Consider the following 22,555-nt stretch of genomic DNA (forward strand, 5'->3'; position numbering starts at 1 on the left):
TGCGTCAGGCGGGGCGGCCCAGCTCGCGGATCCCGTCGAGCTTCAGCCCGAGCGTAGCGGTGACCCGTTCGGTCTCCGCGCGACGGAGCAGGCCGGACGGTGCGGCCGCGCGGCAGAGCACCAGCGAGGCCCCGGCGGCCAGCGGGGCGAGCAGCCACGCGACCGGCCCGGCCTCCGTCGCCGCCTGCTGGTCGACCAGCACCCGGTCACCGGCGACGAGGCCCAGCCGGCCGGCCAGCTCGGTCGCCGCCTCGACCAGCGCGGCCAGGCTCAGCTGGCCTCCGCCGAGCACCAGCCCGACCGCGGCGGGATCGACCGGCAGCCAGGGGGAGAAGACGTCGCCGTGGCCCCGCACCTCGAGCGCGAAGTCGCGCGCCGGGCCGGTGTAGCCGGTCATCCCCATGCCCATCGGGTGCAGGGACAGGCCCAGCAGCTCGTCCAGGCCCAGCTCCTCCAGGGCGGGCAGCCGGTCGGCGTCGGCCAGCACGACGTCGGCGTCGGTGAGCCGGTCGTCGTCCTCGGCGGCGGTCTCCCAGACCGCGGCCCCGCAGCTCCACACCCCGAGGAGCACGGCGGCGGTCTGCCAGTGCACCGGCAGGGCCAGGCCGACGGTGCTGCCCGGCCCGACGTCGAACTCCTCCTGCAGCAGGTTGGCGGTCTTGGCCACCCAGTTGGCCAGGGTGGTGGCCGAGAGCTCGGTCCGCTCGCCGGAGACGTCGTCGTAGAAGGTGATCAGTGGGGCGGCGGCGTCCCGGCGGAGGGCCGCGGTGAGCAGATCCGCGGGGGTGGGGGGAGCGGTGGGGGGCACGCGACCAGAGTGACAGGTGCGCGACGAACCTCTCCTTCACGTCGCCGTGCGGTGGGCGGTGCGCAGCTACAGTCACGTCTCGATGAGCGCTAGCCCCGGCACCGTGCTGCTCCGGTTCGACCACTCCCTGCTCCGGTCCACGCGCCGCGCCCTGGGCGGCACGCCGGCCGTGTCCGCAGCCCGGGGTCTCTCGCACTTCGGCGAGCACGCGATCGGCTGGATCGCCCTCGGTGCCGCCGGCTGGCTGCGCGGCCGGGACCGGGCCGGCTGGGCCGCTGCCGTGACCGGCGTCGTGGCCGCCCACGGGGCCGGGGTGGTCGTGAAGCGGGTGGTCCGCCGCGTGCGCCCGGCCCTCGACGACGTCCCCGCACTGGTCGCCACCCCGAGCACGCTGTCCTTCCCGAGCGCGCACAGCTGCTCCACCGCAGCCGCGGCGGTCGGCTTCGCCCCGATGCTGGGCCGACCGGTCATGGTCGCCGTCACCGGCGCCATGCTGGTCTCCCGGGTGCTGCTGGGCGTCCACTACCCCTCGGACGTCCTCTGCGGCGCCGCCCTCGGCGCCGGCGTGGCCACCGTCGTCCGACGTCGTACGAACCCGATCGCCGGCAGGAAGGCGTGACCGTGAGCGTGTACCCCGACTCGACACCCGTCACCGCCTCGCCGCCCACCGTGGTGGGCGCGGCGCCGGCCCCGCTGACCGCGGTCGACACCGCCGGGCCGGCCAAGGTCCCGCCGCCGCCGCGCACCCCCGGCTTCCGGGGATCGCGTCCGTGGGGCGTCGTCCGCGCCCTGCGCCCGCGGCAGTGGGTCAAGAACGGGCTGGTGCTCGCCGCCCCGCTGGCCGCCGGAGCGGTGTTCGACCCCGACGTCATGGGCCCGACGGCGGTCGCCTTCCTGCTGTTCTGCCTCTCGGCGTCCGGGGTCTACCTGGTCAACGACTCGATCGACGTCGAGGAGGACCGCCGGCACCCGAAGAAGCGGTACCGCCCGATCGCCGCCGGTCTGGTGCCCCGGCCGCTCGCGGTGGCGCTGGCCGTGGTGCTCTTCGCCGTCGCACTGACGACCGCGGTGCTGCTGACCCGGCCTGAGCTGGCCGGGGTGCTGGGGGCCTACGTGGTCATCCAGCTCGCCTACTGCGTGTTCCTGAAGAACCAGCCGGTCATCGACCTGGCCGTGGTGGCCTCCGGCTTCCTGCTGCGCGGCATCGCCGGCGGCGTCGCCGCGGGACTGCTGCTGTCGCAGTGGTTCCTGCTGGTGGCCGCCTTCGGGTCGCTGTTCATGGTCGCCGGCAAGCGCTACTCCGAGCTCGTCCTCGTGGGCGACGAGGCGGCCACCCGCAAGACGCTGCAGGAGTACTCGGCCAGCTACCTGCGCTTCGTCTGGAGCCTGTCGGCCGGTGTGGCCGTGACGGCCTACAGCCTGTGGGCGTTCGAGATGGCCGAGACCCAGGACGGCGTGCCGTGGGCGACCATCTCCATCGCGCCGTTCGTGATGGCGATCCTGCGGTACGCGCGGGACGTCGACAAGGGCGCTGCAGGTGCCCCGGAGGAGATCGTCATGCGCGACCGCGTCCTGCTCGTCCTCGGTGCCCTGTGGGTGCTGACCGTCGGCCTGGGGGTCTTCGGTGTCTGAGCGAACACTGCAGGAGACCGTCCCCCTGGTCGGGTGGGGCCGCACCGCCCCCACCCGTGCCGCGCTCGTCCCGGTGAACGGTGACGACGACGTCCGCACCGCCGTGCTCGCCGCCACCGGCCGCGGTGTCGTGGCCCGTGGCCTGGCCCGCAGCTACGGCGACGCCGCGCAGAACGCGGGCGGCACCGTGCTCGACATGACGACCGCGAACCGGGTGTTGCACGCAGACCTGGAGTCCGGCCTGGTCGACGTCGAGGCCGGCATCTCCCTCGACGAGTTGATGAACCGGTTCGTGCCGCAGGGCTTCTTCGTACCGGTGACGCCGGGCACCCGGCTGGTGACCGTGGGCGGGGCCATCGCCGCGGACATCCACGGCAAGAACCACCACGTCGCCGGGAGCTTCGGCCAGCACGTGCGGTGGCTCGACCTGCTGACCGCCGACGGGCAGGTCCGCCGGATCAGCCCGGACTCCGACCCCGACCTGTTCTGGGCCACGGTCGGCGGCATGGGCCTGACCGGCGTCGTCCTCCGGGCGCAGGTGCAGATGAAGGCGATCGAGTCCTCGCGGTGCCTGGTCGACACCGACCGCACGCCCGACCTCGACTCGCTGATGACCCTGCTCGCCGAGACCGATCACCTCTACGAGTACTCGGTCGCCTGGATCGACACCCTGGCCAAGGGCAAGCGGATGGGCCGCTCGGTGGTCACCCGGGGACGCTTCGCGAAGCTCGACGAACTGCCGGCCAAGCGCCGCAGCGACCCGCTGCGGTACCACGGCTCGGTCAAGGCCTCCGTGCCCGACGTCTTCCCGCCCGGCCTGCTGAACCTGGCCACCGTCGCGGCGTTCAACGAGCTCTGGTACCGCAAGGCGCCCACGCGCAAGCGCGACCAGCTGCAGAGCATCCCGACCTTCTTCCACCCGCTCGACGCGGTCGGCGGCTGGAACCGGATCTACGGCCCGAAGGGCTTCGTGCAGTACCAGGTCACCGTGCCCTTCGGGCAGGAGGAGGCCATGCGCGAGGTGTTGGACCGGCTCAGCTCCTTCGGGACGGCGTCCTTCCTCGCCGTCCTGAAGCGGTTCGGTCCCGGCAACCCGGGCATGCTGTCCTACCCCTCGCCCGGCTGGACGCTGGCCCTGGACATCCCGGTGATGAAGGGGCTGGCCGGCCTGCTGGACTCCCTCGACGAGGTCGTCGTCGCCGCGGAGGGGCGGACCTACCTGGCCAAGGACTCCCGGGTGCGCCCGGAGACCTTCGAGGAGATGTACGACCGGATCGACGACTTCCGGGCCGTGCGCAAGCGGGTGGACCCGGACGGGGTCTTCACCTCCGACCTGGCCAGGAGGCTCGCGCTGTGATCGACGCGCTCGGTTCGCCCAGTTCGCTGCTGCTCGTCGGCGGCACCTCCGACATCGCGGTGGCCACCGCGCGCCGGTACCTCGCGGAGCGGCCGCTGCGGGTGGTCGTCGCCGCGCGGGACACCCCGCGCCGCAGCGCCGTCGCCGCGGAGCTCACCGCCGCCGGCGCACAGGTCCAGGTCGTCGACTTCGACGCCGACGACCCGGCGTCGCCGGGCCGGATGGTCACCGAGGCAGCGGCCGCGGGTGACATCGACGTCGCGGTGGTCGCCTTCGGGCTGCTGGGGGAGGCCGACCAGCTGCGCACCGACCCGACCGCCGTGGCCCAGCTGGCGCAGGTCAACTACGTCGCGCCCGCGGTGGTCGGCACCGAGCTGGCCAACCAGCTGCGCCGGCAGGGGCACGGCGTCATCGTGGCGCTCTCCTCGGTGGCGGGGGAGCGGCCGCGGGCGTCCAACTTCGTCTACGGCTCCACCAAGGCAGGGCTGGACGCCTTCTACTCCGGGCTGGCCGACTCGCTGGTCGGCACCGGGGTCTCCGTGCTCGTCGTCCGGCCGGGCTTCGTGCGCTCCAAGATGACCGAGGGCCTGGCCGACGCGCCGCTGGCGACCACCCCGGAGGCCGTCGCCGAGGCGATCGTCACCGGCATCCGCAGAGGACGGCACACGGTCTGGGTGCCCGGCGCGATGCGGTGGGTGATGAGCGGCCTGCGGCACACCCCCCGCGCACTGTTCCGACGGCTGCCCATCTGAGCCCACCGGACGCCCCACGGACGAGGGAGGTCCCACCCCGATCGGGTGGGACCTCCCTCGCCGTCTGCCGCTGCTGCGCGTCGGGTCAGTTGATGCAGCCGGTGTCAGCGGCGGTCCGGGCGTCCGCGCCCTCCGTCACCGGCGCCGCGGGTGCGGCGGTCACGGCCTGCCCCACCCCGTTGAAGTCCGAGCCGAGCACCAGCTGGACGGTGCCGCTGACGGCGTCGTCGACGACCTCGGTGACCGCACCCGGGACCTGGGCGGCCAGTGCCGCCGCCAGCGCCTCGTCTCCGGCGACGTGCCGGATCTCGGTCACCTCGTAGTCCATGGAGTCGGCGTTCGCCGTCCCGATGACCTGGAAGCCCGCCGCGGTCAGTTCCTCGCCGGCATCTCCGGCCAGGCCGGAGATGCCGGAACCGTTGTAGACCTCCACGTCCACGTCGGCCGGTCTGACGACCTCCGGCGTCTCAGGTGCCGCCGTCTCGGCTGCGGGCTCGGGATCGGCATCGAGTTCGGCGAAGAAGGTGTGCAGCGTGTCCTCGTCCTCGAGCCGGAGGATGTAGCGGCCGGCGTCGTCCTCGTCGTCACCGATGTACGGGACGGTCTGGAAGTCGATGCTGCCCGGCGTCACCGACTGCATCTGCTGCGCCAGTTGCAGGAGATTGAGGTTCTGGTCCACGGTCAGCGCGTCGGCGGCGGCCTGGACCAGCTCGCGCTGCTTGCCCAGGTCCAGCAGCACGTTGTCGCTCAGCATCTTGCGGATCATCCCGCCGATGAAGGTCTGCTGGCGGATGATCCGGTCGAAGTCACCGCGCGGCAGGCCGTGCCGCTGGCGCACGAAGGCCAGCGCCTGCTCGCCGCTGATCGTCTGCACGCCGGCAGGGAGGTCGATGCCGGAGAAGCTGTCCTTCGCCGGCTCGCAGAGGTTGACCTCCACACCGCCGACGACCGTCGACAGCTTGAAGAAGCCCAGCAGGTCGACCTCTGCGTAGTGGTCGACGCGGAGCCCGGTGAGCGAGCTGATCGTCTGGATCAGCAGCTGGGCGCCCGCCGCCTGCACGCCCGCGTCCGATGCGCCCTCTGGTGCGTCCATCGCCCCGTAGGCGTAGGCGGCGTTCAGCTTGTCCCAGCCGTGGCCGGGGATCTGCACGTACGAGTCCCGCGGGAAGGAGACGAAGGAGGCTGCGGACCCGTCGCCCGGGACGTGGGCGAGGATCATGGTGTCGGTGTTGAGCCCGGCGTTGGCCTCGGTGTTGAGCAGGGCCAGCTCCTCCTCCGAGGCCCCCGCGCGGCTGTCGTTGCCCACGAGGAGCAGGTTCATCGCCTCGCCGGTGTCCACGGTCTGCTCGTTGCCCGAGCTCGGGATGGCGTTGGTCCGGTTCACACTGGCGTCGGCGACCCGGCCGAGATACCAACCCCACCCGCTCGTGCCCAGCAGCACCAGGGAGAGCAGGCCGGCGACGACGCGGGCTCCGGTGGCGAGGCGGGCGTGCCCGGGAGTGCTCGAGGACCCGGAGGTCGACTGACGCGGGGATCGCCCGGCGCGTGGGTCCAGCCGGGGAGGCAGGGGGCGGTCCATCCCACCGTGGCGGTCGGGGGTTTCGCTCACGAGTTGTCCTGACGTCGGGAGGGCGGGCGCGCTGGGCGGCTGGTCTGCCCATCCCGCGGCGGAGTCGCTGGTGACGATACGTCGGCAACGTGCGGGTGCGGTCGTGCGACGCATCCCGCCGCGACCCACAGATGCCCCTCCCGCCAAGCTCACCCCACGTCGCGCACGCACCCCGCGAGTCCCGGTCGGTGGCAGGCGTAACAGCTACTCTATGCCGCGAGTCGCATGCGGAGAGTGGTCAACTCGTGAGAAGGTCCCTGCGCGACATCGGTGCGCACCCCGACCCAGTCGCGACGAGTGGCTGGAGGACACGTCGAATCGGCACGTCCCGTGCGGGCCGTCACCAAGACCCTTTCGGAGGTACCTCCTGTGCGTCGTGTGAGCGCCTGTGTCAGCGCATCCGTCCTGTTCACCGGGACGCTGCTGATCCTCCCCGTCTATGCGGCGCCGACAGCCGAGGCCGAGCCCGTCGAGACCTCCAGCGTCGAGGTGACGATGGGGTCGGTCGAGGACCCGTCGCAGGCCGCCGCCGTCCAGGCGGGCACCACCGATCCCGTGGTGGGCGTCCCCGGCAACGCCCCGACCTTGACCGTCGCCGAGCCGAGGACCCGCGAGTTCTCCCTCGTCGGGGTGACGTGGGACCACGACCCGGCCGTCACCGACACGCTCGTCAAGGTCCGTGTCCGCTCAGCCGAGGGAACGTGGGGTCAGTGGGCCGAGGTGGCGGTCGAGGACGCCGACCAGGACGCCGACGCCGACAGCGGTGCCGAACGCCGAGGGGGTTCCGCGCCGTTGTGGACCGGGCCCAGCGTCGGGGTGGAAGCCGAACTGGTCACCCGATCGGGTCGTCAGCCGCGCGACGTCGTCCTCGACCTGGTGGACCCGGGTCAGAGCGACGCGGACGAATCGCTCACGGATGCGGGCGCCGTGGGTACCGCGCATGCGGCGATGGCCATGCCGGAGGTGTTCTCCCGGGCGCAGTGGGGTGCTGACGAGGGCATCCGGTCCTGGGACCCGGAGTACGCCAGGACGATCAAGGCGGCCACGCTGCACCACACCGCTGACACCAACAACTACTCGGCGGAGCAGGTGCCGGCGATGTTGCGGGCCATCTACCGGTATCACTCCGTGAGCCGCGGGTGGGGCGACATCGGCTACAACGTCATCGTCGACAAGTACGGCCGGCTCTGGGAGGGGCGGTACGGGGGGCTCAACAGCACCGTGATCGGAGCCCACGCGGGTGGCTTCAACACCGGCACCTTCGGCGTCTCGATGCTGGGCAACTACGACACCCAGCGGGTGTACCCGTCGATGACCAGTTCGATCGCCGCGATCATCGCCTGGAAGTTCTCGCTGTACGGGGTGAACCCGTATGCGACCACGACGCTCACCTCCGGTGGCGGGGGGACGTCCAAGTACCCTGCGGGCACTCAGGTCACCGTGCCCACGATCTTCGGGCATCGCGATGTGGGCAAGACGGCGTGCCCCGGACAGTACGGATATGCCCAGCTCGGGCAGGTCCGCGAGCAGGCGCTCGCGGCCACGGGAGCAGCTGCCCTCGTCAACGGGCTCTTCGCGGACGTGCTCGGCCGGACTCCGGCACCCGGCGAACTCGGTGCATGGACCAAGGCGGTCGCGGAGAGCGGAGACCGCTGGGTGGCGGTGCGCGGGACTTCCGGCAGTGTCGAGTACCGCCAGCGCTTCGTCGCCGAGGCATACGAGACGATCCTCGCCCGCAACCCCGAGCCGGGCGCGGTGGCCTTCTGGGTCAACGAGATGGCTGCCGGCCGGATGACCCCGGATCGGCTGCGCAGCCACTTCATGCTCGCCCAGGAGTTCTACCTCAAGGGGGGCGGCACCGATGAGGGCTTCGTCGACCTGCTCTACCGACGCACCTTCAACCGGACCGCGTCGTCGGGCGAGCAGGCGCTCTGGGCCGGCACCGCGCGCACCGCAGGCCGGGCGGAGGTGGTGCGCGGCATCTGGGACAGCTACGAGGGGGCACTGAACCGAGTCGACCGCAGTTATCTGCGCTGGCTGAGCCGAGCGGCGAGCCCCGGCGAGCGGGACTACTGGTCTCGGACGGTGATCACAGCCGGCGATGAGAGCATGCGCGAGGCGGCGCTGGTCAGCCCCGAGTACGTCACGCGATCGCAGACCCGCTTCCCCTGACGGAGCAGTTGCCGACCGGCCCCCAGGAGGCCCGGTCGGCAACTGTGCAGGGCCCAGAGCGCGAGGAGCGCCCTGGGCCCCGGACCGACCGAGCCGCACGGGCGAGCCCGGGGCAGGTGGGCGGGGTGATGTCGGACCCCCGACGGGGACGGCGCACGTCGTCGCCGGTCCACTCCGCGGCGATCGGTGCGCAGAGCCTCGCGGTTCACCGGGCCGCCTCCCGGTCCTAGCGTCCGCGACGAGCCGGGAGGCTCTCAGCGGACGGCGGCGTCCTCACGGAGCTGGGTCACGATCGCTCCGGGTCGTCGAGGACGGGGTGGTCACGCGGCGGCCAGCTGCACGCGTTCGGCTGACGGGCCGCGGTCGACGGATGGCCCGCAGGACTCCCGTCGACGGGCCCACGCGTCGTCCTCGCACGGCACTGGGCTCTGCCCCGTCGGTGTCGACTGGGTACCGCCGCGCTGGCAGCTGCGTGCTGCCTCCGCCGGCACCCCGCCGGGCTGCGCGACGGGGGTCTCGTCCCCTGCGGCCCTCCCCGCGACCGATCAGCCGCGGGGGATCAGCCGTCAGCTCATGCTGGCCGAGGTGGCCCACTGCTCCCACGTCGGCACCAGCGTCGGCTGGGCGCCGACCAGCCCCACCGAGCGGCCGTCGCCCTCCACGGTGAAGGTCGCGGCCTGGGGCAGCCGGTGGATCTCCGCGCCGTGCCAGATCGCCAGCGCACCGTGCACCTGGTACTGGCCGGCGCCGAGCCCGACGTTGCGCAGCCGGATCTCGAAGGTGCGGCGGCCGGAGAAGGACGGGAGCCGGGTCTTGAGCAGCCGGGTGTTCGTGCCGTAGAGGCTCTGCCCGGACGGGGTGTCCAGGCCGATGCCGAGGACCCAGTCGTCCAGGGTGTCCGGGGACTCGACGTCCACCTGGACCCGCAGGTCGTCGCCGCTGGACATCTCGCGGACGATGACGCCGTTGTCGTCCAGGATGCGCACGGCGACGACCTTCGCCGCCACCTGCTGCTGCGCGGCCTGCTCGACCTGCTGCTCGGCTTGACGGGTGGCCTCGAAGTCGTCCCGCAGCGTGCGGGTGGCGAGGCGGGGGTCGCCGTCGACGATCACGTGCCCGGACTCGAGGACGACGGCCCGGTCGCACATGTCCACGACCTGGTCCAGCGCGTGCGTGACCAGCACGATCGTCCGGCCTTCCTTCTGGAAGGTGCGGATGCGGTCCAGGCACTTGCGCTGGAACGGCTCGTCGCCGACGGCCAGCACCTCGTCGACCAGGAGGACGTCGGGGTCGACGTGCACGGCCACCGCGAAGGCGAGGCGCACGTACATGCCCGACGAGTAGAACTTCACCTGGGTGTCGATGAACTTCTCGATCCCGGAGAACTCCACGATCGGGTCGAAGAAGCGCTCGGTCTGAGCCCGGGACAGGCCCAGGATCGAGGCGTTGAGGTAGACGTTCTCGCGGCCGGTGAGGTCGGGGTGGAACCCGGCACCCAGCTCCAGCAGCGCAGCCAGCCGGCCACGTCGCTCCACCGACCCCGTGGTGGGCTGGAGGATGCCGCCGATGGTCTTGAGGAGGGTGCTCTTCCCGGACCCGTTCGGTCCGATGAGGCCCACCGTCGTGCCGGCCGAGATCTCCAGGTTGACGTTGCGCAGCGCCCAGAAGTCCTCGCGGTGCTGGCGGGACCGGGCTGCGTTGACGAGTCGCTCCTTGAGCGACTTGTCCTTGCGGATCACGAACCGCTGGGAGACGTCGTGGACTCGCACGACTGTCGGACTGTCGGACACTGTCACAGCTCCTGAGCGAAGTTGGCTTCCAGGCGCGCGAACAGACGCTGCGCCAGCCAGACGAGTACGAGGCCGATCCCCAGCATGATCAGCAACCGGGTGCCCAGCCCGTCCGGGAAGGGCTGGTCGGTGCCGGCGACCCACATGCCGCGCTGCATGCCCATGATCGCGACGGCCATCGGGTTCGCCAGGTAGAGCTGCTGGAGCCAGCCGCCGGCCACGATGTTCTGCACGAGTGCCCACGAGTAGACCACCGGTGTCGACCAGAAGAGCACGGTCAGGCCGATCTCGACCAGGTACTGCACGTCGCGCAGGTAGACGTTGACCGCGGACAGCACCAGGGCGAGCGCCGTCGCGTAGACCACGATGACCAGCAGGGACAACGGCACGAAGAGCAGCCGCGAGCCGGTCGGGATCTCGCTGGCGACGACGACGCCGAGCACCAGGATGGCGAACTGGGTGGAGAAGGTGAACAGCCCCGACCCGAGGACGCTGAGCGGGAAGACCTCGCGGGGCAGGTAGACCTTCTTGATCAGCCCGGCGTTGCCGACGATGCAGCCTGTCCCGCCGGCCACCACGTCGGTGAACAGCTGCCATGCGGTCAGGCCGGCGAAGACGTAGATGGCGAAGGAGGGGATGGACCGCTCCGCGCCGAGGAACTTGCCGATCGCGACGTAGTAGACCAGCAGGATGGCGATCGGGCGGAGCAGGCTCCAGAGGAACCCGAGCGCGCTGTCCTTGTAGCGGGCCTTCAGCTCGCGCCGGACCAGCAGGCCCAGCAGCTCGCGGTACTCGCCGAGGTCACGGATCGACTGCCAGGTGCCGCGGAAGAAGCCCCTCGTCGGGCCGGCCGAGACGAGTGCCTCCTCGTTCAGGCGGGCCATGCGTTCCTTGGCGACCTCGGACGTCGATGAGACGCCGACCTTCTCGGGGGCCTGGCTCGTCATGATCGGTCCACTTCTTCTTCCACGAGGTGTGTCCAGGTCTCTGCGGCGTACTCGTCCCAGGTCCGCAGCGGCCGGCTGGCGGCGGCTGCCCGCAGCTCGCCGTGGCGCTCGGGGTCGGTCAGGACCTGGGCGAGCCCGGCGACGAGAGAGTCGTCGTCCCGGGGGTCGACCAGCACGGCGCCACCGTCGGCCGCGATCTCGGCCATGCTGCCGAAGGCGGAGGTGACCACCGGTGTGCCGGAGGCCAACGCCTCGGCAACAGGGAGCCCGAACCCCTCGTTCAACGACGGGAACACCAGGCAGTGGCTGAGGTGGTAGGCCGCCCACAGCTGCTCGTCGGTCACCGACCTCAGCGTCTCGATGGGGCGTCCGGCCTCGCGGAGCCGGGCGACGCCCGCGTCGAACCGCTGGCTGTTCCAGGAGTGCCCACCGATGAAGGTGAGGCTGAAGCGGACGCCGCGCCGCCAGAGGACCTCGGCTGCGTGCAGGACGGCGAGGTGGTTCTTGCGGGGCTCGTGCGTACCGACGCAGAGGACGACGGGCAGGGTGCCGATCACGAGTCGCTCGCGCATCTCCGCCAGCGCCCGCTCGGTCGGCGCCTGGGCCTCGACCGGCAGGCTGACCGCCTCGATCTCCGGACCGCGCACGCCGATCGCCGACAGCATGTGCCGCCAGCCCCGGTACTCCTCGGCGGCTGCCTCGGAGATGCCGGCCACGCGGTCGAAGTGCCGGACCGCGGCCAGGTTGTTGGCGAAGGCCTCGCTCACGTTGACGTCGGTGGTCTCCGCGGAGCTGATGGGCACGCAGTCGAAGCCGATCACCCCGGTGCGGCTGCGGGAGAAGCGCGCGAGGGCCAGCAGCCGGTACGTGCGCTCCCGCTCCGGGGCCAGCTCGGGCAGGAGGTAGGTCGCGCGCCACGGGACCACGACCGTCTCCGGCGCGTCGGCCAGCACGGTGTCTGCACCACGGGCACTGCCGGTGAGAGCCCGCGACGCCTCGTGGACGCGCAGCCGCCGGAGGGCGTGCTGCCCGGGGTGCCAGCCGATGAGCACGACCTCGTGGTCCCTGGCCCAGCGGCTGGCCGTCATCCGGGCGACCCGCTGGATCCCGGTCGCCAGCTCGGTGCGGCTGGTGTGCTCGAGGTCCACCAGCACCTCGCCGGAGACCACCTCGACTGCCGGCTGGGCCTCGCCGGTGAGCTGCCGGCGGAGCCAGCCCTCGGCGACGAGGCGGCTGAGCACGGGGCCCGGCCCCTCCGTGCGGCAGGCCCGGGCAGCCCGGACCACGTCGGGCGCCTCGGGGAGAGCGGCGGTCAGGACGGCGATGGTGAGCCACACCTCGTCCGGGTGCGGGTCGGCGAGCCGGTCCTCCACGGCGGCCAGGGTCGACTGCGGGTCGTCCACGGTGGACGGCTGCAGCTCGAGGGCCGCGGCCAGGGTCGCGAGACGGTCCCGGATCACCCCGGTGCGCTTGCCCGGCAGCTGCAGGAGCCGGCCCAGGGACAGCTCCGGCAGCATCTGCGTTGCAGTCGTGAGCCTCATCGGGGCTGTTCTCCTCGGGGCAGCGGGCGCGCCAGGGCGTCCCAGAGCTCTCGGGCGTAGTCGTCCCACGTCCGCACGGGACGAGACCGGGCGCCCTGCTGGAGCTCGGTGATGAGCGCGTCGTCGGTCAGCAGTCGGCGCATGGCGTCGGCCAGGGCGTCGTCGTCCCGGGGGTCGACCGTGAGCGCTCCACCCTCGGCGGCGATCTCGGCGGTGCTGCCGTAGTCGGTGGTCAGCGCAGGGGTGCCGTAGGCGAGGGACTCGGCCACGGGGAGGCCGTAGCCCTCGTGCAGGCTGGCGAAGACCGTGAAGCGCGCCCGACGGTAGAGCCCCCAGAGCTCCTCGTCGCTGATCCGCACGGCCACCGACACGGGGCGGCCGCTGGCGGCCAGCTGGTTCATCGATGCGTCGAACTCGGTGCGCCAGCCGCCTCCACCGATGAACTTCAACTCGAAGCGCAGCCCCTCCCGCCACAGCCGCTCGGCGGCGTGCAGCACGGCGAGCTGGTTCTTGCGGGGCTCGAAGCTGCCGACCGAGATCACGACGGGCCGCTCGTGCGGCGAGGCCGGGCTCCCGGTCGGGACGGGTACCTCGACGGGCAGCGCCACCTCGACGACCTCGGGACCCGGGAGTCCCTGCGACGGCATCATCCGGGAGAAGCCGCGGAACTCCTCGGTCGCCGAGGCGGAGATGCCCGCGACGACCCGGGCGTGCTTGACCACCGAGAGGTAGTGCACGAACCGGTCGGGCAGCCCGGGGTGGATGAGCTCGGGACTGACGATCGGGATGCAGTCGTACCCGATCGCGGTCACGGTGTTGCCGCTGTGCTCGGCCAGCGCGGCGATCGCGGGGCAGCGCGCCGGCTCCGGGTTCTCCGGCAGGATCACCGTGCTGCGCCAGGGCACCAGCAGCCGAGGCGGCGTGGTGCCGGCCTCGGTGCCCAGCTCGGGGTCGGAGACGGTGGTCCGGGTCTGACCCCAGCGGAGGACGAGGTCGCGCTCGTGCGCGTCGAGCTGGCGCAGCGCGCCGTTGGACCGGGTCCAGGCGACGAGGAGCAGGTCGTGGTCACGGTCCCACCGCGGGACCGTCTCGCGGACCACCCGCTGGATGCCGGTGTGGTGCTCGTTGGTCGCGCAGAAGTCGACGTCGGCCACCACCGCGCCGACGACGACGTCCATCTCGGCGGACGGGGTCCCGGCGTTCAGCACGGCGGAGTGTGCGGCTTCCAGCAGCCACGCCACGGCGTCCCCGGTGTCGTCCAGCTGCAGGCGACGGCGGGCGTCGACCAGCTCGTCACCGGTCGGGAAGGCGCTGGACAGTGCGGTCAGCAGCAGCCAGAGGTGCTGGGTGTCGCCGCTGGCACGGACCGTCTCGACCAGGTGCCACAGCAGCTGGGCGGCCTCCTGCTCGGGGTCCGGTGCCGGCGGAGGAACCTGGTCCAGCAGCTGCTGCGCGGCGGCACCGAGGCGCTGGACCAGCGCGCGGGCGACATCGGTCGCGGCGGAGCCGGCCTGGGGGAGCGTGCTCGTCATGCGCGGCGACTCCGGCGCAGCTGGGCGCTGCGGACGTCCCGCAGGGGCGCGGTGACACGCCAGGACAGGGTCTCGTGCATCGCGTCGAGCTCGGCGCGCAGCCGGGCCGACTCGTGCGATGCGACGCCACCGGCACCCGGGGTGTGCACGGCAGCCGAGGCGGCCTCGGCCCAGTGCGTCAGCACCTTGCCACGCCACTTGATCAGCTGCTCCAGCAGCTCCGCGTTCTCCGCGGTCAGGACGTCGACGCGCTGCTCGGCCTCGTGCGCTGCCCGGCTGATCCACGGGTCGAGGGCGCAGGCCGGGTGGTCCAGGAGCCGGGTGAGCTCGGCGTGCTCGTCGGCGACGTACCAGCGGGAGAGCCCGTCGAAGAGGCAGAACTGGTAGCCGGCGTCGGTGACGAGCGACTCCCAGGCCTCGTGGGTCCGCACGGCGCTCATCGGCGCGGTGGCCTCGATGACCACCACCCAGGGGCGCCATCTCTTCAGGTCGATGCTCTCCAGCACTTGCCGCTCGGCACCCTCGGTGTCGATGACGAGGAAGTGCACGTCCTCACCGGCGGGCACGTGCTCGTCGAGGACGTCGTCGAGTCGCCGGGCCGGGACGGAGACCGCCTCGACCGGCCAGCCCGATCGGGCGTGCTCGGCGCCCACGTCGTCCCGCAGCGTCGAGAGCCCGCTGTCCGGGATGACGTGCAGCGTGATCGACTCCACGTCCTGGGACGTGATCGCCGCCTCGACGACGGTGTCCCGTGGGCGAGCCTCGCGGAACCGCTGGGCGAAGGCCGGCACGGGCTCGATCTCGAGACCTGACCAGCCCCGGTCGTAGAATGCGCGGCTGATCGAGTGGGTCTTCGGGTCGTTGGCGCCGACCTCCACGTAGCGGCCGGGGGTCACCGAGTGCAGGGCCCGCCACAGGACGACGTCCTCGCCGTTCTGGGCGTACGACACGAAGGGGTCATTCGTCACGGCGCCACTGTAACGGCGTCGGCGGAGGTGCTTCAGGCGTGCGCGGCGGCCGCGCGGTAGGCCTCGAGGTGCGCCCGGGCGCTGCGTTCCCAGGTGAACGCGCGCGTGTGCGCACGCCGGGCAGTCGATGCCGAACCGTCATCATCTTCGGCGTGGCGCAATCCCACCAGCACCTCTGACCACGCCTCCACGTCCTGTACCGGCACGAGCGTGGCCAGCCCGCCGCTGATCTCCCGGTGGGTCGGGATGTCGCTGGCCAGTACGCGCACCCCGGCGGCCATGGCCTCGATGACCGGCAGGCCGAACCCCTCGTAGAGCGACGGGACGCAGACCGCGGTGGCGCCGGCCACCGTGCTCCGGAGGTCCTCGTCGGTCAGGAAGCCCAGCAGCAGCGTGTGCTCGGGATCGGGCTGCTGGCCGCCCCAGGCGTCGCCCCATCCGGCCGGGCCCACCAGGGCGAGCGGCGGGACGTCGGGGTCGGCGCGGCGGGCGAGGGCGTGGGCCCGGATGAGCGTGCCGAGGTTCTTCCGCGGCTCACGGTTGCCGACGAAGAGGAGATAGCGGTCGGGGAGCCCCAGGACTCGGCGCCGCTCCTCGCTCAGCGGCTGGGACCGGCCCCACTCCGGGTCCACGCCGTTGGGCGCGACGACCACGGTCTCGCTCGCCAACGAGTACTCCGCGACCAGCTCGTCGGCGATCGTGTGGCTGACCGCGATGACCCGGGCCGCCCGGCGCAGTGCATCCGGGACCAGGTGCCGGTACGCCCGCACCTGGTCGTCGACGGTCTCGGGGAAACGCAGGTAGGTGAGGTCGTGCACCGTGACGACGCCGCCGGCGCGGGCCAGTGGCGGGAGGACGAAGTTGGTGGCGTGGAAGACGTCGACCTTCCCGGTCAGGAGCTCGACCGGCGGGAAGGGCACGCGCGCCCACATCCTGTTCAGCAGCCGGGCAGGCGCGCGGCGGGGTGCGGGAGTCGTGCCCGGTGGCCAGGGAGCGGGCACCTGCCCCCGGATGCTGAACAGGGTGAGCACCGGCTCGACACCGGAATCGATCTCGTGGAGACCCGACAGCAGTCCGCTGAGATAACGGCCGACACCACTCCGCTGGCCCAGCAGCGGGGTCGCGTCGACACCGACCCTCATGGTCGGTCCACGCGCGCGGTCGGCCTGGGCGTCACCAGCATCCTCGGTACCTTAGGCGGACCCGTCGTCATCCAGTCGAGGACACATGAAGCGCGCACTCATCACCGGCATCACCGGTCAGGACGGTCTGTACCTGTCCGAGCTGCTGCTGTCGAAGGGCTATGAGGTCTACGGCCTCATCCGGGGGCAGAACAACCCGAAGCTCGACCTGGTCCGTCAGACCGTGCCGGACGTGAAGCTGCTGACCGGTGACATCACCGACCTGTCCAGCCTCATCCGGGCCTTCTCCGAGGCTCAGCCCGACGAGGTCTACAACCTGGGCGCCATCTCCTTCGTGGCGTACTCCTGGGAGAACGCCCGGCTGACGTCGGACGTCACCGGCATCGGTGTGCTGAACATGCTGGAGGCGACCCGGCTCTACGCCGGCAGCGACCTGTCGAAGGTGCGCTTCTACCAGGCGTCGAGCTCGGAGATGTTCGGCAAGGTGCAGGACGTCCCGCAGCGGGAGAGCACCTTGCTGTGGCCGCGGTCGCCGTACGGCGTGGCCAAGGTGTACGGCCACTACATGACGATCAACTACCGCGAGTCCTACGGCATGCACGCCAGCTCCGGCATCCTGTTCAACCACGAGTCGCCCCGCCGCGGCCCGGAGTTCGTCACCCGCAAGGTCACCCAGGCCGTGGCGCGCATCTCCCTGGGCCTGCAGGAGAGCATCGCGCTGGGCAACCTGGACGCCAAGCGTGACTGGGGCTTCGCCGGTGACTACGTCGACGCGATGTGGCGGATGGTGCAGCAGGACGAGGCCGATGACTACGTGGTCGCGACCGGTGAGACGCACTCCATCCGGGAGCTGCTGGAGATCGCCTTCGCCCACGTGGGCATCGAGGACTGGTCGGGCAAGGTGTTCCAGGACCCGCGGTTCTTCCGCCCCGCCGAGGTCGACCTGCTCATCGGTGACCCGGCCAAGGCCAAGGAGAAGCTGGGCTGGACGCCGCAGGTCGGGTTCGAGGAGCTGGTCCGGATGATGGTCGACTCCGACCTGGCCCAGCAGAAGGAGCTCACGGGCCGGTGAGGCCCCTTCGCGGCCGTCTCGAGGGGTTGCGTCGACCTCCCGTCGTGGGCGGTCTCGTGGTCTTCGCCACCGTGCTCGTCGGCCACCTCGCCAGTCCCATGGCGGTGAGCGCAGACTCGCTGCGGGCGGTGTTCGTGGGCGTGGCCATGCTCCGCCGCGGTGAACTCGACTTACAGGGCTTCTCGCCGGCCTGGACCATGGGGACCGATTTCGGCATCGTCCGGGCGGGCGGTGCCTGGCTTCCCTTCTTCCCGTGGGCGCCGTCTCTGTTCGTCGTGCCCCTCCTCGCGGTGGCCGACGTCCTCCTGCGAGCCACCGGCGGGGGGAGCATCGAAGACCGGTTGAGCGTGTCGTACACCCAGTGGCCCTTCGAGGTGGCCAGCATGAGCCTGGTCGTCGCCCTCACCGCGATGGTCGTCCACGCCATCGCGCGCGCCAGGCTCGCAGCCCTGCCCGCCCGGCGCCGTGAGGTCGTTGCGGTGGTGGTCGCACTGGTCTTCGCCTTCGGTACCTCCGCCTGGTCGACGAGCAGTCGCTCACTGTGGCAGCACGGACCAGCCATGCTCTTCTCCTGCTTGGCACTGCTCGGCGCCGTCAAGCTGGAGGCGGCGGGGACCCGAGCGCGATGGCCGGCGCTGTTGCTCGGCGCCTCTGCGGCCTCGGCCTTCGCCATGCGGCCGACGAGCTCTCTGTTGATCATCGCGCTGGGCCTCTGGCTGTTGGCCCGTCGCCCGGCTGCGATCGGCTGGGCAGTGCTGGGCGGGACTGTGGTGACCAGCCTCTTCGTGGCCGTGAACCTGTCCCAGTACGGACAGGTGCTGCCGGGGTACTTCCTGCCGGGCGACACCGAGTTCGGCGCCGCGCGTGGCGATCTGTCGCAGGCGCTGCTGTCCAACCTGGTGAGCCCCGCCCGCGGACTGCTGGTGTTCAGTCCGGTGCTGCTGCTGGCCTTCGCGGGGCTCGCGCTGCGCGTGCGCCGTCGGGAGTGGGACCTGCTGGACCTCAGTTGTCTCGGGCTCGTGGTGGCGCACTGGGTGCTGGTGTCGTCCTTTGCCGACTGGTGGGGTGGGTACTCCTACGGTTCTCGGTTCATGTCGGATGTCATCCCGCCGATGGTGCTGCTCAGCCTGCCGGCGGTGGCCTGGCTCACCCAGCCGCGGCCGCCGGGCGCATCCCGCCGGGCCGTCGTGGCCACCGCGCGGGTGGCGACGGCAGTGCTGGTGGTGGTCAGCGTGGCAGTGCACGCGGAGGGCGCCATCACCCGTTCTTCCTGGTGCTGGAACAGCCTCCCTGCTGACGTCAACCTGCACCCAGAGCGTCTCTGGGACTGGTCGGATGCGCAGGTCACTGCCGGGGTGCGGGGCATCGCGACCAACGGCTGGGCAGCCGAGACGGTCCGGGGAGGGACGGCCCAGCACGGCTGTGAGGGACTGGCCCGGTGACCCGCCCTCCTGGTCCGACCCATGAGCCGCCCGGCGGGTGGAGGGTCCAGGGGTCACGGTCGGTCCGGCCACGGCCGATGGAGGAGGTCGACCCAGTCGCGTGGTCCTGGCGGCCGCCGGCCGTGGGCCGGCGAACGACCTCCCAGGAGCCGTCATGAAGTGTGCCCGGATGTCGGTGGTCGCCATGCTCGCGATGGCGATGGTCCTCAGCATCGTGAACGCGCGACCGGGGACCGCCGAGGCCGCGCCGAGCTACCCGACAGCGTGGACCATCCCGGCGGCGGCCACGCACAACTCCTCGGCCGCAGTGGGCGACCTCCCCGCCGGGCGGGTGATCATCGCCGCGGACATGGCGGGCACTCTCCGGGCCATCCGGCCGGACGGATCGATCCTGTGGGCGGCCGGCGTCGACCCGGACCCCGGCCGAGTGGCCGCGGTCGAGAGCTCGCCCGCCATCGGTGACCTGGACGGCGACGGCCGCAACGAGGTGGTGGTCGGCGCCGGCGCGATCGACCCGCGGGATCGCCCGCAGAACGGTGGCGTCGTCGCCTTCAACTCCGACGGGACGACGAAGTGGCGCTTCCGCACCGGGGACACGCTCAACGTCTACACCGGTGGACCGCCGGACGGGTTGAGCGACGGCGTCATCGCGACACCAGCGATCGGCGACGTGGACGGAGACGGGGTCAACGACGTGGTGTTCGCTGCGTTGGACCACTACGTCTACGCACTGCGCGGCTCCGACGGCGCGATGATCCCCGGCTTCCCGTTCGACAACGTCGACACCGTCTTCTCGTCCCCGGCGCTCTACGACATCGACGGAGACGGACGGCTCGAGGTGTTGATCGGCGGAGACGCGACGCCCAACCCACCGGCGGGGCTCTTCTTCCGCGGTACGTTCCGAGCGCTGGACCATGCCAACGGCCAGGTGCGTCAGGCCTGGATGCGGACGTTCGACGACATCGTCCTGGCGAGCCCCGCGATCGGCGACATCAACGGGGATGGGCGGCCCGAGGCCGTGTTCTCCACCGGCGGCTTCTACAACGACTCGGTGGACAGTCGGCGGATATGGGCGGTGCACCTCGAGGACGGCAGCCTCACCCCGGGGTGGCCGCAGACCACCGAGGGCCTGCTGGCCACCTCGGTCGCGCTCGGCGACGTCGTCCCGGGGGACGCCGGCCGGCCGGAAGTCGTCATCGGGGATCGCAGCGGCGCCGTGTACGCCTTCCGAGGCACCGGGCAGCGAGCCTGGAAGACCTTTCCCGGTCCGCGTGGCGACAACGGCAACGGATACGACGGGGGCCCGACCATCGGGGACCTCGACGGGGACGGCGACCAGGACGTGGCCATCGGTTACGGGCTGGGTGGCGCGCTCCTCCTCAACGGCTCCACCGGCGCCCTGCTGGCGGCGGTCGGCGGCACTCTCCACGCCTCAGTGGGCGCGCCAGCGATCGCGGACTTCGGCAGCGCGGGCGGGCGCCAGTTGATCGTCCTCGGTTGGGCGCCGGCCGTGCCGGGCTTCACGTCGGGGCAGATCACCTCCATCGTCCTGCCAGCCACCGGGGCGGCCAGTGACTGGCCGCTGTTCCGTAAGGGCGAACGCAGGCTGGGCGGGCCGCTCACCGGCGGCAATCCGATCCCCCCGGGCTTCTGCGCGCGGAACTCGAACCCCCCTGCCAGTCCGTCACCGGCTGCGGGTGCGGGCTACTCGGTGTTGGCACGCGGCGGGGGCCTCTTCTCGTACGGTCGCAGCGCGTTCTTCGGCGCGCCAGCGGGCACCCGGCTCCCGCTGCCGTCTGGTGCGATGGTGCTCCGCCCGCAGGGGGACGGCTACTGGGTGGCGGGACCCGGCGGCGCCGTCCAGGACTTCGGGGCGGCCCGGTGGTACGGGGACGCCCGGGGACTCGGTGGCGCCTCGCCGGTCGCGGCCATCATGAGCAGCCCTTCCGGGAAGGGTTACTGGCTCGTCACCGCGGACGGAGCCGTCTTCTCCTTCGGTGACGCACCGTTCCTCGGCTCCCTCGGGTCGGTGGGCGTCCGCTCGACCTCCCCGGTGGTCGACGCCTCTGTCACGGACAGCGGGGGCGGCTACTACCTCGTCACTGCCAATGGTGCGGTCTTCACCTTCGGGGATGCCGTCTTCCGCGGCGCTGCGACGGCGTTGTCGGACCCGGTCACCTCGGTCGCCGTCAGCCCGGACGGGCGTGGGTACTGGTTGCTGGCTCGTGACGGTGGGATCTTCTCCTTCGGCGTGCCTTACGCCGGGAGCATCGCCGGCTTGGGCACGTGCGCCGTGTCGGACGCCGGCGTGGAGCTGGTCCCGACCGCCACCGGTGCCGGCTACTGGGTGGTCACCGAGCACGGCGGCGTGTTCACCTTCGGCGACGCGCCCTTCCACGGAGCCCCCGTGGGCCCGCTGGGCACCGACGTGGTGACGGACGTGGTCCGGTGGGGATGAGCGCCCGGGCTCGGTGGTCCGGGGCCGGGGCGCGCGGGCGGCGCCGGTTGGACCGCGGCGGAGTCTCCTCGTCGCCGCGCCGGCCCGGGCGTGCGGCGCCCCGTTCGTGGCCAGTGCCGTGCTGACGAGCGGTGATCGGTGTCGTCGATGTGTTCCGGGTCCTGCGGGCACCCGGGCTCATCGCGCGCGGTGCGGTCCGGCCGTGGGGGCGGCGTCCGGGCGACGGGGAACGGCTCCGTAGGCCGCTCGGTCAGTTGCCGTCGGGGTTGGCCCGGGTGACCTCGTTGCACCCTGACGACTGGTGAGGCCTCACAGCCCCAGGAGCGAGGGATCGATCCCGAGGGGCAGGGGGGTGTTGCCGGAGACGATGACGAACGTCGGTGTCAACAGCACCAACCACGTGTCCGGGCGTCGCAACCAGGTGCTCACCGAGGTCTCGTCGAGAGCGAGCCGGACGCAGAGGAGCACCAGCAGGGGGAAGGAGATCAGCACCATGACCCGCGTGTGATCGGCGCTCACGATCCCGATCCCGAGCACCAGGGCTGCGGCGAGCAGTCCGCGGACCCGCAGTCCGCGCGGAGCGGACGCCCAGACCGCAGGCAGCCGCCGGAGGAGCGGCACCCACAGGCCGCCGAGGACGGTCCACACGATCACGGGCGCCAGCAACGCGAAGCTGGTGAGGACGAGCCGCTGCATGTCCGGGTCCGTCAGGAACGAGGCGCGTGACCCGTTGGCCGCGCCGGCGGATCGCAGGTACAGCTCGAGGGCCACCTTGCCCCCGAGGGCGCCGACGAGGAGGGCGATCGGCCGGACGCGCAGCGCCAGCCCCTTGGTCAGCTCGGGGAGCAGCGCCAGCAGCACGACGCTGACGACGAACTGTTCGAAGTTCTGCACGCCGCCGAGGAAGGCCACGGCTCCCTGCAGCCACGGATTGCGGCCGAGGACCAGGAGGAGCAGGACCCACACGAACACGGAGAAGGCGTCGTACATGCCGATCCACTCGAGGAGCACGGCCGTGACCGGTGACACCACCAGGAGGCAGACCGCGATGGCTCCCCGCTGGATGCCCAGGCGACGGACCAGCCAGCCGGCCAGGACCAGTCCAGACAGCAGGAGGACGGCGAGGTGCAGGACGAGGAACCGGTCCGTGCCCGTCCAGCCCAGTGCGTGGTAGAGAGCCTGGCCCAGCGCTTGACGGAGGACGTACGCCTGCTCAGGGGGGAGGGGGGCCAGTGGCCAGGCCCGGGCGATCCCCTCGAAGCCCTCGATGTTCATGAGCTTCCCCGGACCCACCCGCCAGATGACGAGGAGACTCACGGCCAGCACGGTGATG

General features: G+C 71.9%; 17 protein-coding genes. 8 read left to right on the forward strand and 9 right to left on the reverse strand.

All coding sequences use genetic code 11. The features are described from left to right. Window positions 1-4 precede the first annotated feature (4 nt). Window positions 5-808, reverse strand: coding sequence for a TIGR03089 family protein (locus tag O2V61_RS14210; RefSeq protein ID WP_269183924.1), 804 nt, complete (start codon window positions 806-808; stop codon window positions 5-7). An 82-nt stretch (window positions 809-890) separates the two neighbouring features. On the opposite strand from O2V61_RS14210, the gene O2V61_RS14215 reads away from it, so the two are divergent. Genes O2V61_RS14215 through O2V61_RS14230 form a run of 4 tightly spaced genes read left to right on the forward strand, consistent with a single transcriptional unit; the run spans window position 891 to window position 4,549 of the window. Further along, the gene (locus O2V61_RS14215; protein WP_269183925.1) at window positions 891-1,427 is read left to right on the forward strand and encodes a phosphatase PAP2 family protein; all 537 of its coding nucleotides are present in this window, start codon (window positions 891-893) and stop codon (window positions 1,425-1,427) included. A 2-nt stretch (window positions 1,428-1,429) separates the two neighbouring features. After that, complete coding sequence (locus tag O2V61_RS14220; protein WP_269183926.1) at window positions 1,430-2,440, forward strand: decaprenyl-phosphate phosphoribosyltransferase; 1,011 nt, start codon at window positions 1,430-1,432, stop codon at window positions 2,438-2,440. Next, window positions 2,433-3,797: an FAD-binding oxidoreductase gene (locus tag O2V61_RS14225; RefSeq protein ID WP_269183927.1), complete on the forward strand. Its 1,365-nt coding sequence runs from the start codon at window positions 2,433-2,435 to the stop codon at window positions 3,795-3,797. Before O2V61_RS14220 ends, O2V61_RS14225 begins: the two co-directional genes overlap by 8 nt. Beyond that, on the forward strand, window positions 3,794-4,549 hold the full coding sequence (locus O2V61_RS14230; RefSeq protein WP_269183928.1) for a decaprenylphospho-beta-D-erythro-pentofuranosid-2-ulose 2-reductase: 756 nt from the start codon (window positions 3,794-3,796) through the stop codon (window positions 4,547-4,549). The genes O2V61_RS14225 and O2V61_RS14230 overlap by 4 nt, the downstream gene beginning before the upstream one ends. 85 nt (window positions 4,550-4,634) lie before the next feature. On the opposite strand, the gene O2V61_RS14235 is transcribed toward O2V61_RS14230, so the two are convergent. After that, window positions 4,635-6,158, reverse strand: a complete 1,524-nt coding sequence (locus tag O2V61_RS14235) for an LCP family protein (RefSeq protein ID WP_269183929.1) — start codon at window positions 6,156-6,158, stop codon at window positions 4,635-4,637. Between the two features lie 378 nt (window positions 6,159-6,536). Here O2V61_RS14235 and O2V61_RS14240 point away from each other — a divergent pair, with 378 nt between their 5' ends. After that, entirely contained in the window at window positions 6,537-8,330 is a 1,794-nt protein-coding gene (locus O2V61_RS14240; RefSeq protein WP_269183930.1) for a DUF4214 domain-containing protein, read from the forward strand. 566 nt (window positions 8,331-8,896) lie between these two features. On the opposite strand, the gene O2V61_RS14245 is transcribed toward O2V61_RS14240, so the two are convergent. Genes O2V61_RS14245 through O2V61_RS14270 form a run of 6 tightly spaced genes read right to left on the reverse strand, consistent with a single transcriptional unit; the run spans window position 8,897 to window position 16,250 of the window. After that, complete coding sequence (locus O2V61_RS14245) at window positions 8,897-10,099, reverse strand: ABC transporter ATP-binding protein (RefSeq protein ID WP_269183931.1); 1,203 nt, start codon at window positions 10,097-10,099, stop codon at window positions 8,897-8,899. 23 nt (window positions 10,100-10,122) lie between these two features. Further along, a complete protein-coding gene (locus O2V61_RS14250; protein WP_269183932.1) occupies window positions 10,123-11,067 on the reverse strand; it encodes an ABC transporter permease in 945 nt (314 codons plus the stop codon). Further along, window positions 11,064-12,608, reverse strand: a complete 1,545-nt coding sequence (locus tag O2V61_RS14255; protein ID WP_269183933.1) for a glycosyltransferase family 4 protein — start codon at window positions 12,606-12,608, stop codon at window positions 11,064-11,066. The genes O2V61_RS14250 and O2V61_RS14255 overlap by 4 nt, the downstream gene beginning before the upstream one ends. Then, window positions 12,605-14,140, reverse strand: a complete 1,536-nt coding sequence (locus O2V61_RS14260; protein ID WP_269183934.1) for a glycosyltransferase family 4 protein — start codon at window positions 14,138-14,140, stop codon at window positions 12,605-12,607. The genes O2V61_RS14255 and O2V61_RS14260 overlap by 4 nt, the downstream gene beginning before the upstream one ends. Beyond that, window positions 14,137-15,108, reverse strand: coding sequence for an FkbM family methyltransferase (locus O2V61_RS14265; protein ID WP_269183935.1), 972 nt, complete (start codon window positions 15,106-15,108; stop codon window positions 14,137-14,139). The genes O2V61_RS14260 and O2V61_RS14265 overlap by 4 nt, the downstream gene beginning before the upstream one ends. A 32-nt stretch (window positions 15,109-15,140) precedes the next feature. After that, window positions 15,141-16,250 carry a glycosyltransferase family 4 protein gene (locus O2V61_RS14270; RefSeq protein WP_269183936.1) on the reverse strand — a complete coding sequence of 370 codons (1,110 nt, stop codon included), beginning with the start codon at window positions 16,248-16,250 and terminating at the stop codon, window positions 15,141-15,143. Between the two features lie 85 nt (window positions 16,251-16,335). On the opposite strand from O2V61_RS14270, the gene gmd reads away from it, so the two are divergent. The 3 genes from gmd to O2V61_RS14285 all read left to right on the forward strand — a co-directional run bounded on the left by gmd (window position 16,336) and on the right by O2V61_RS14285 (window position 21,222). Further along, window positions 16,336-17,322, forward strand: coding sequence for a GDP-mannose 4,6-dehydratase (gene gmd, locus O2V61_RS14275; protein ID WP_269183937.1), 987 nt, complete (start codon window positions 16,336-16,338; stop codon window positions 17,320-17,322). Window positions 17,323-17,378: 56 nt separating this feature from the next. Continuing rightward, window positions 17,379-18,764, forward strand: coding sequence for a hypothetical protein (locus tag O2V61_RS14280; RefSeq protein ID WP_269183938.1), 1,386 nt, complete (start codon window positions 17,379-17,381; stop codon window positions 18,762-18,764). A gap of 154 nt (window positions 18,765-18,918) precedes the next feature. Then, window positions 18,919-21,222, forward strand: a complete 2,304-nt coding sequence (locus O2V61_RS14285; RefSeq protein ID WP_269183939.1) for an FG-GAP repeat domain-containing protein — start codon at window positions 18,919-18,921, stop codon at window positions 21,220-21,222. Between the two features lie 309 nt (window positions 21,223-21,531). Here O2V61_RS14285 and O2V61_RS14290 read toward each other — a convergent pair whose 3' ends face one another. After that, a complete protein-coding gene (locus O2V61_RS14290) occupies window positions 21,532-22,539 on the reverse strand; it encodes a hypothetical protein (RefSeq protein WP_269183940.1) in 1,008 nt (335 codons plus the stop codon). Window positions 22,540-22,555 lie beyond the last annotated feature (16 nt).

Source organism: Modestobacter sp. VKM Ac-2985, from assembly GCF_026967925.1.
Classification (GTDB): Bacteria; Actinomycetota; Actinomycetes; order Mycobacteriales; family Geodermatophilaceae; genus Modestobacter.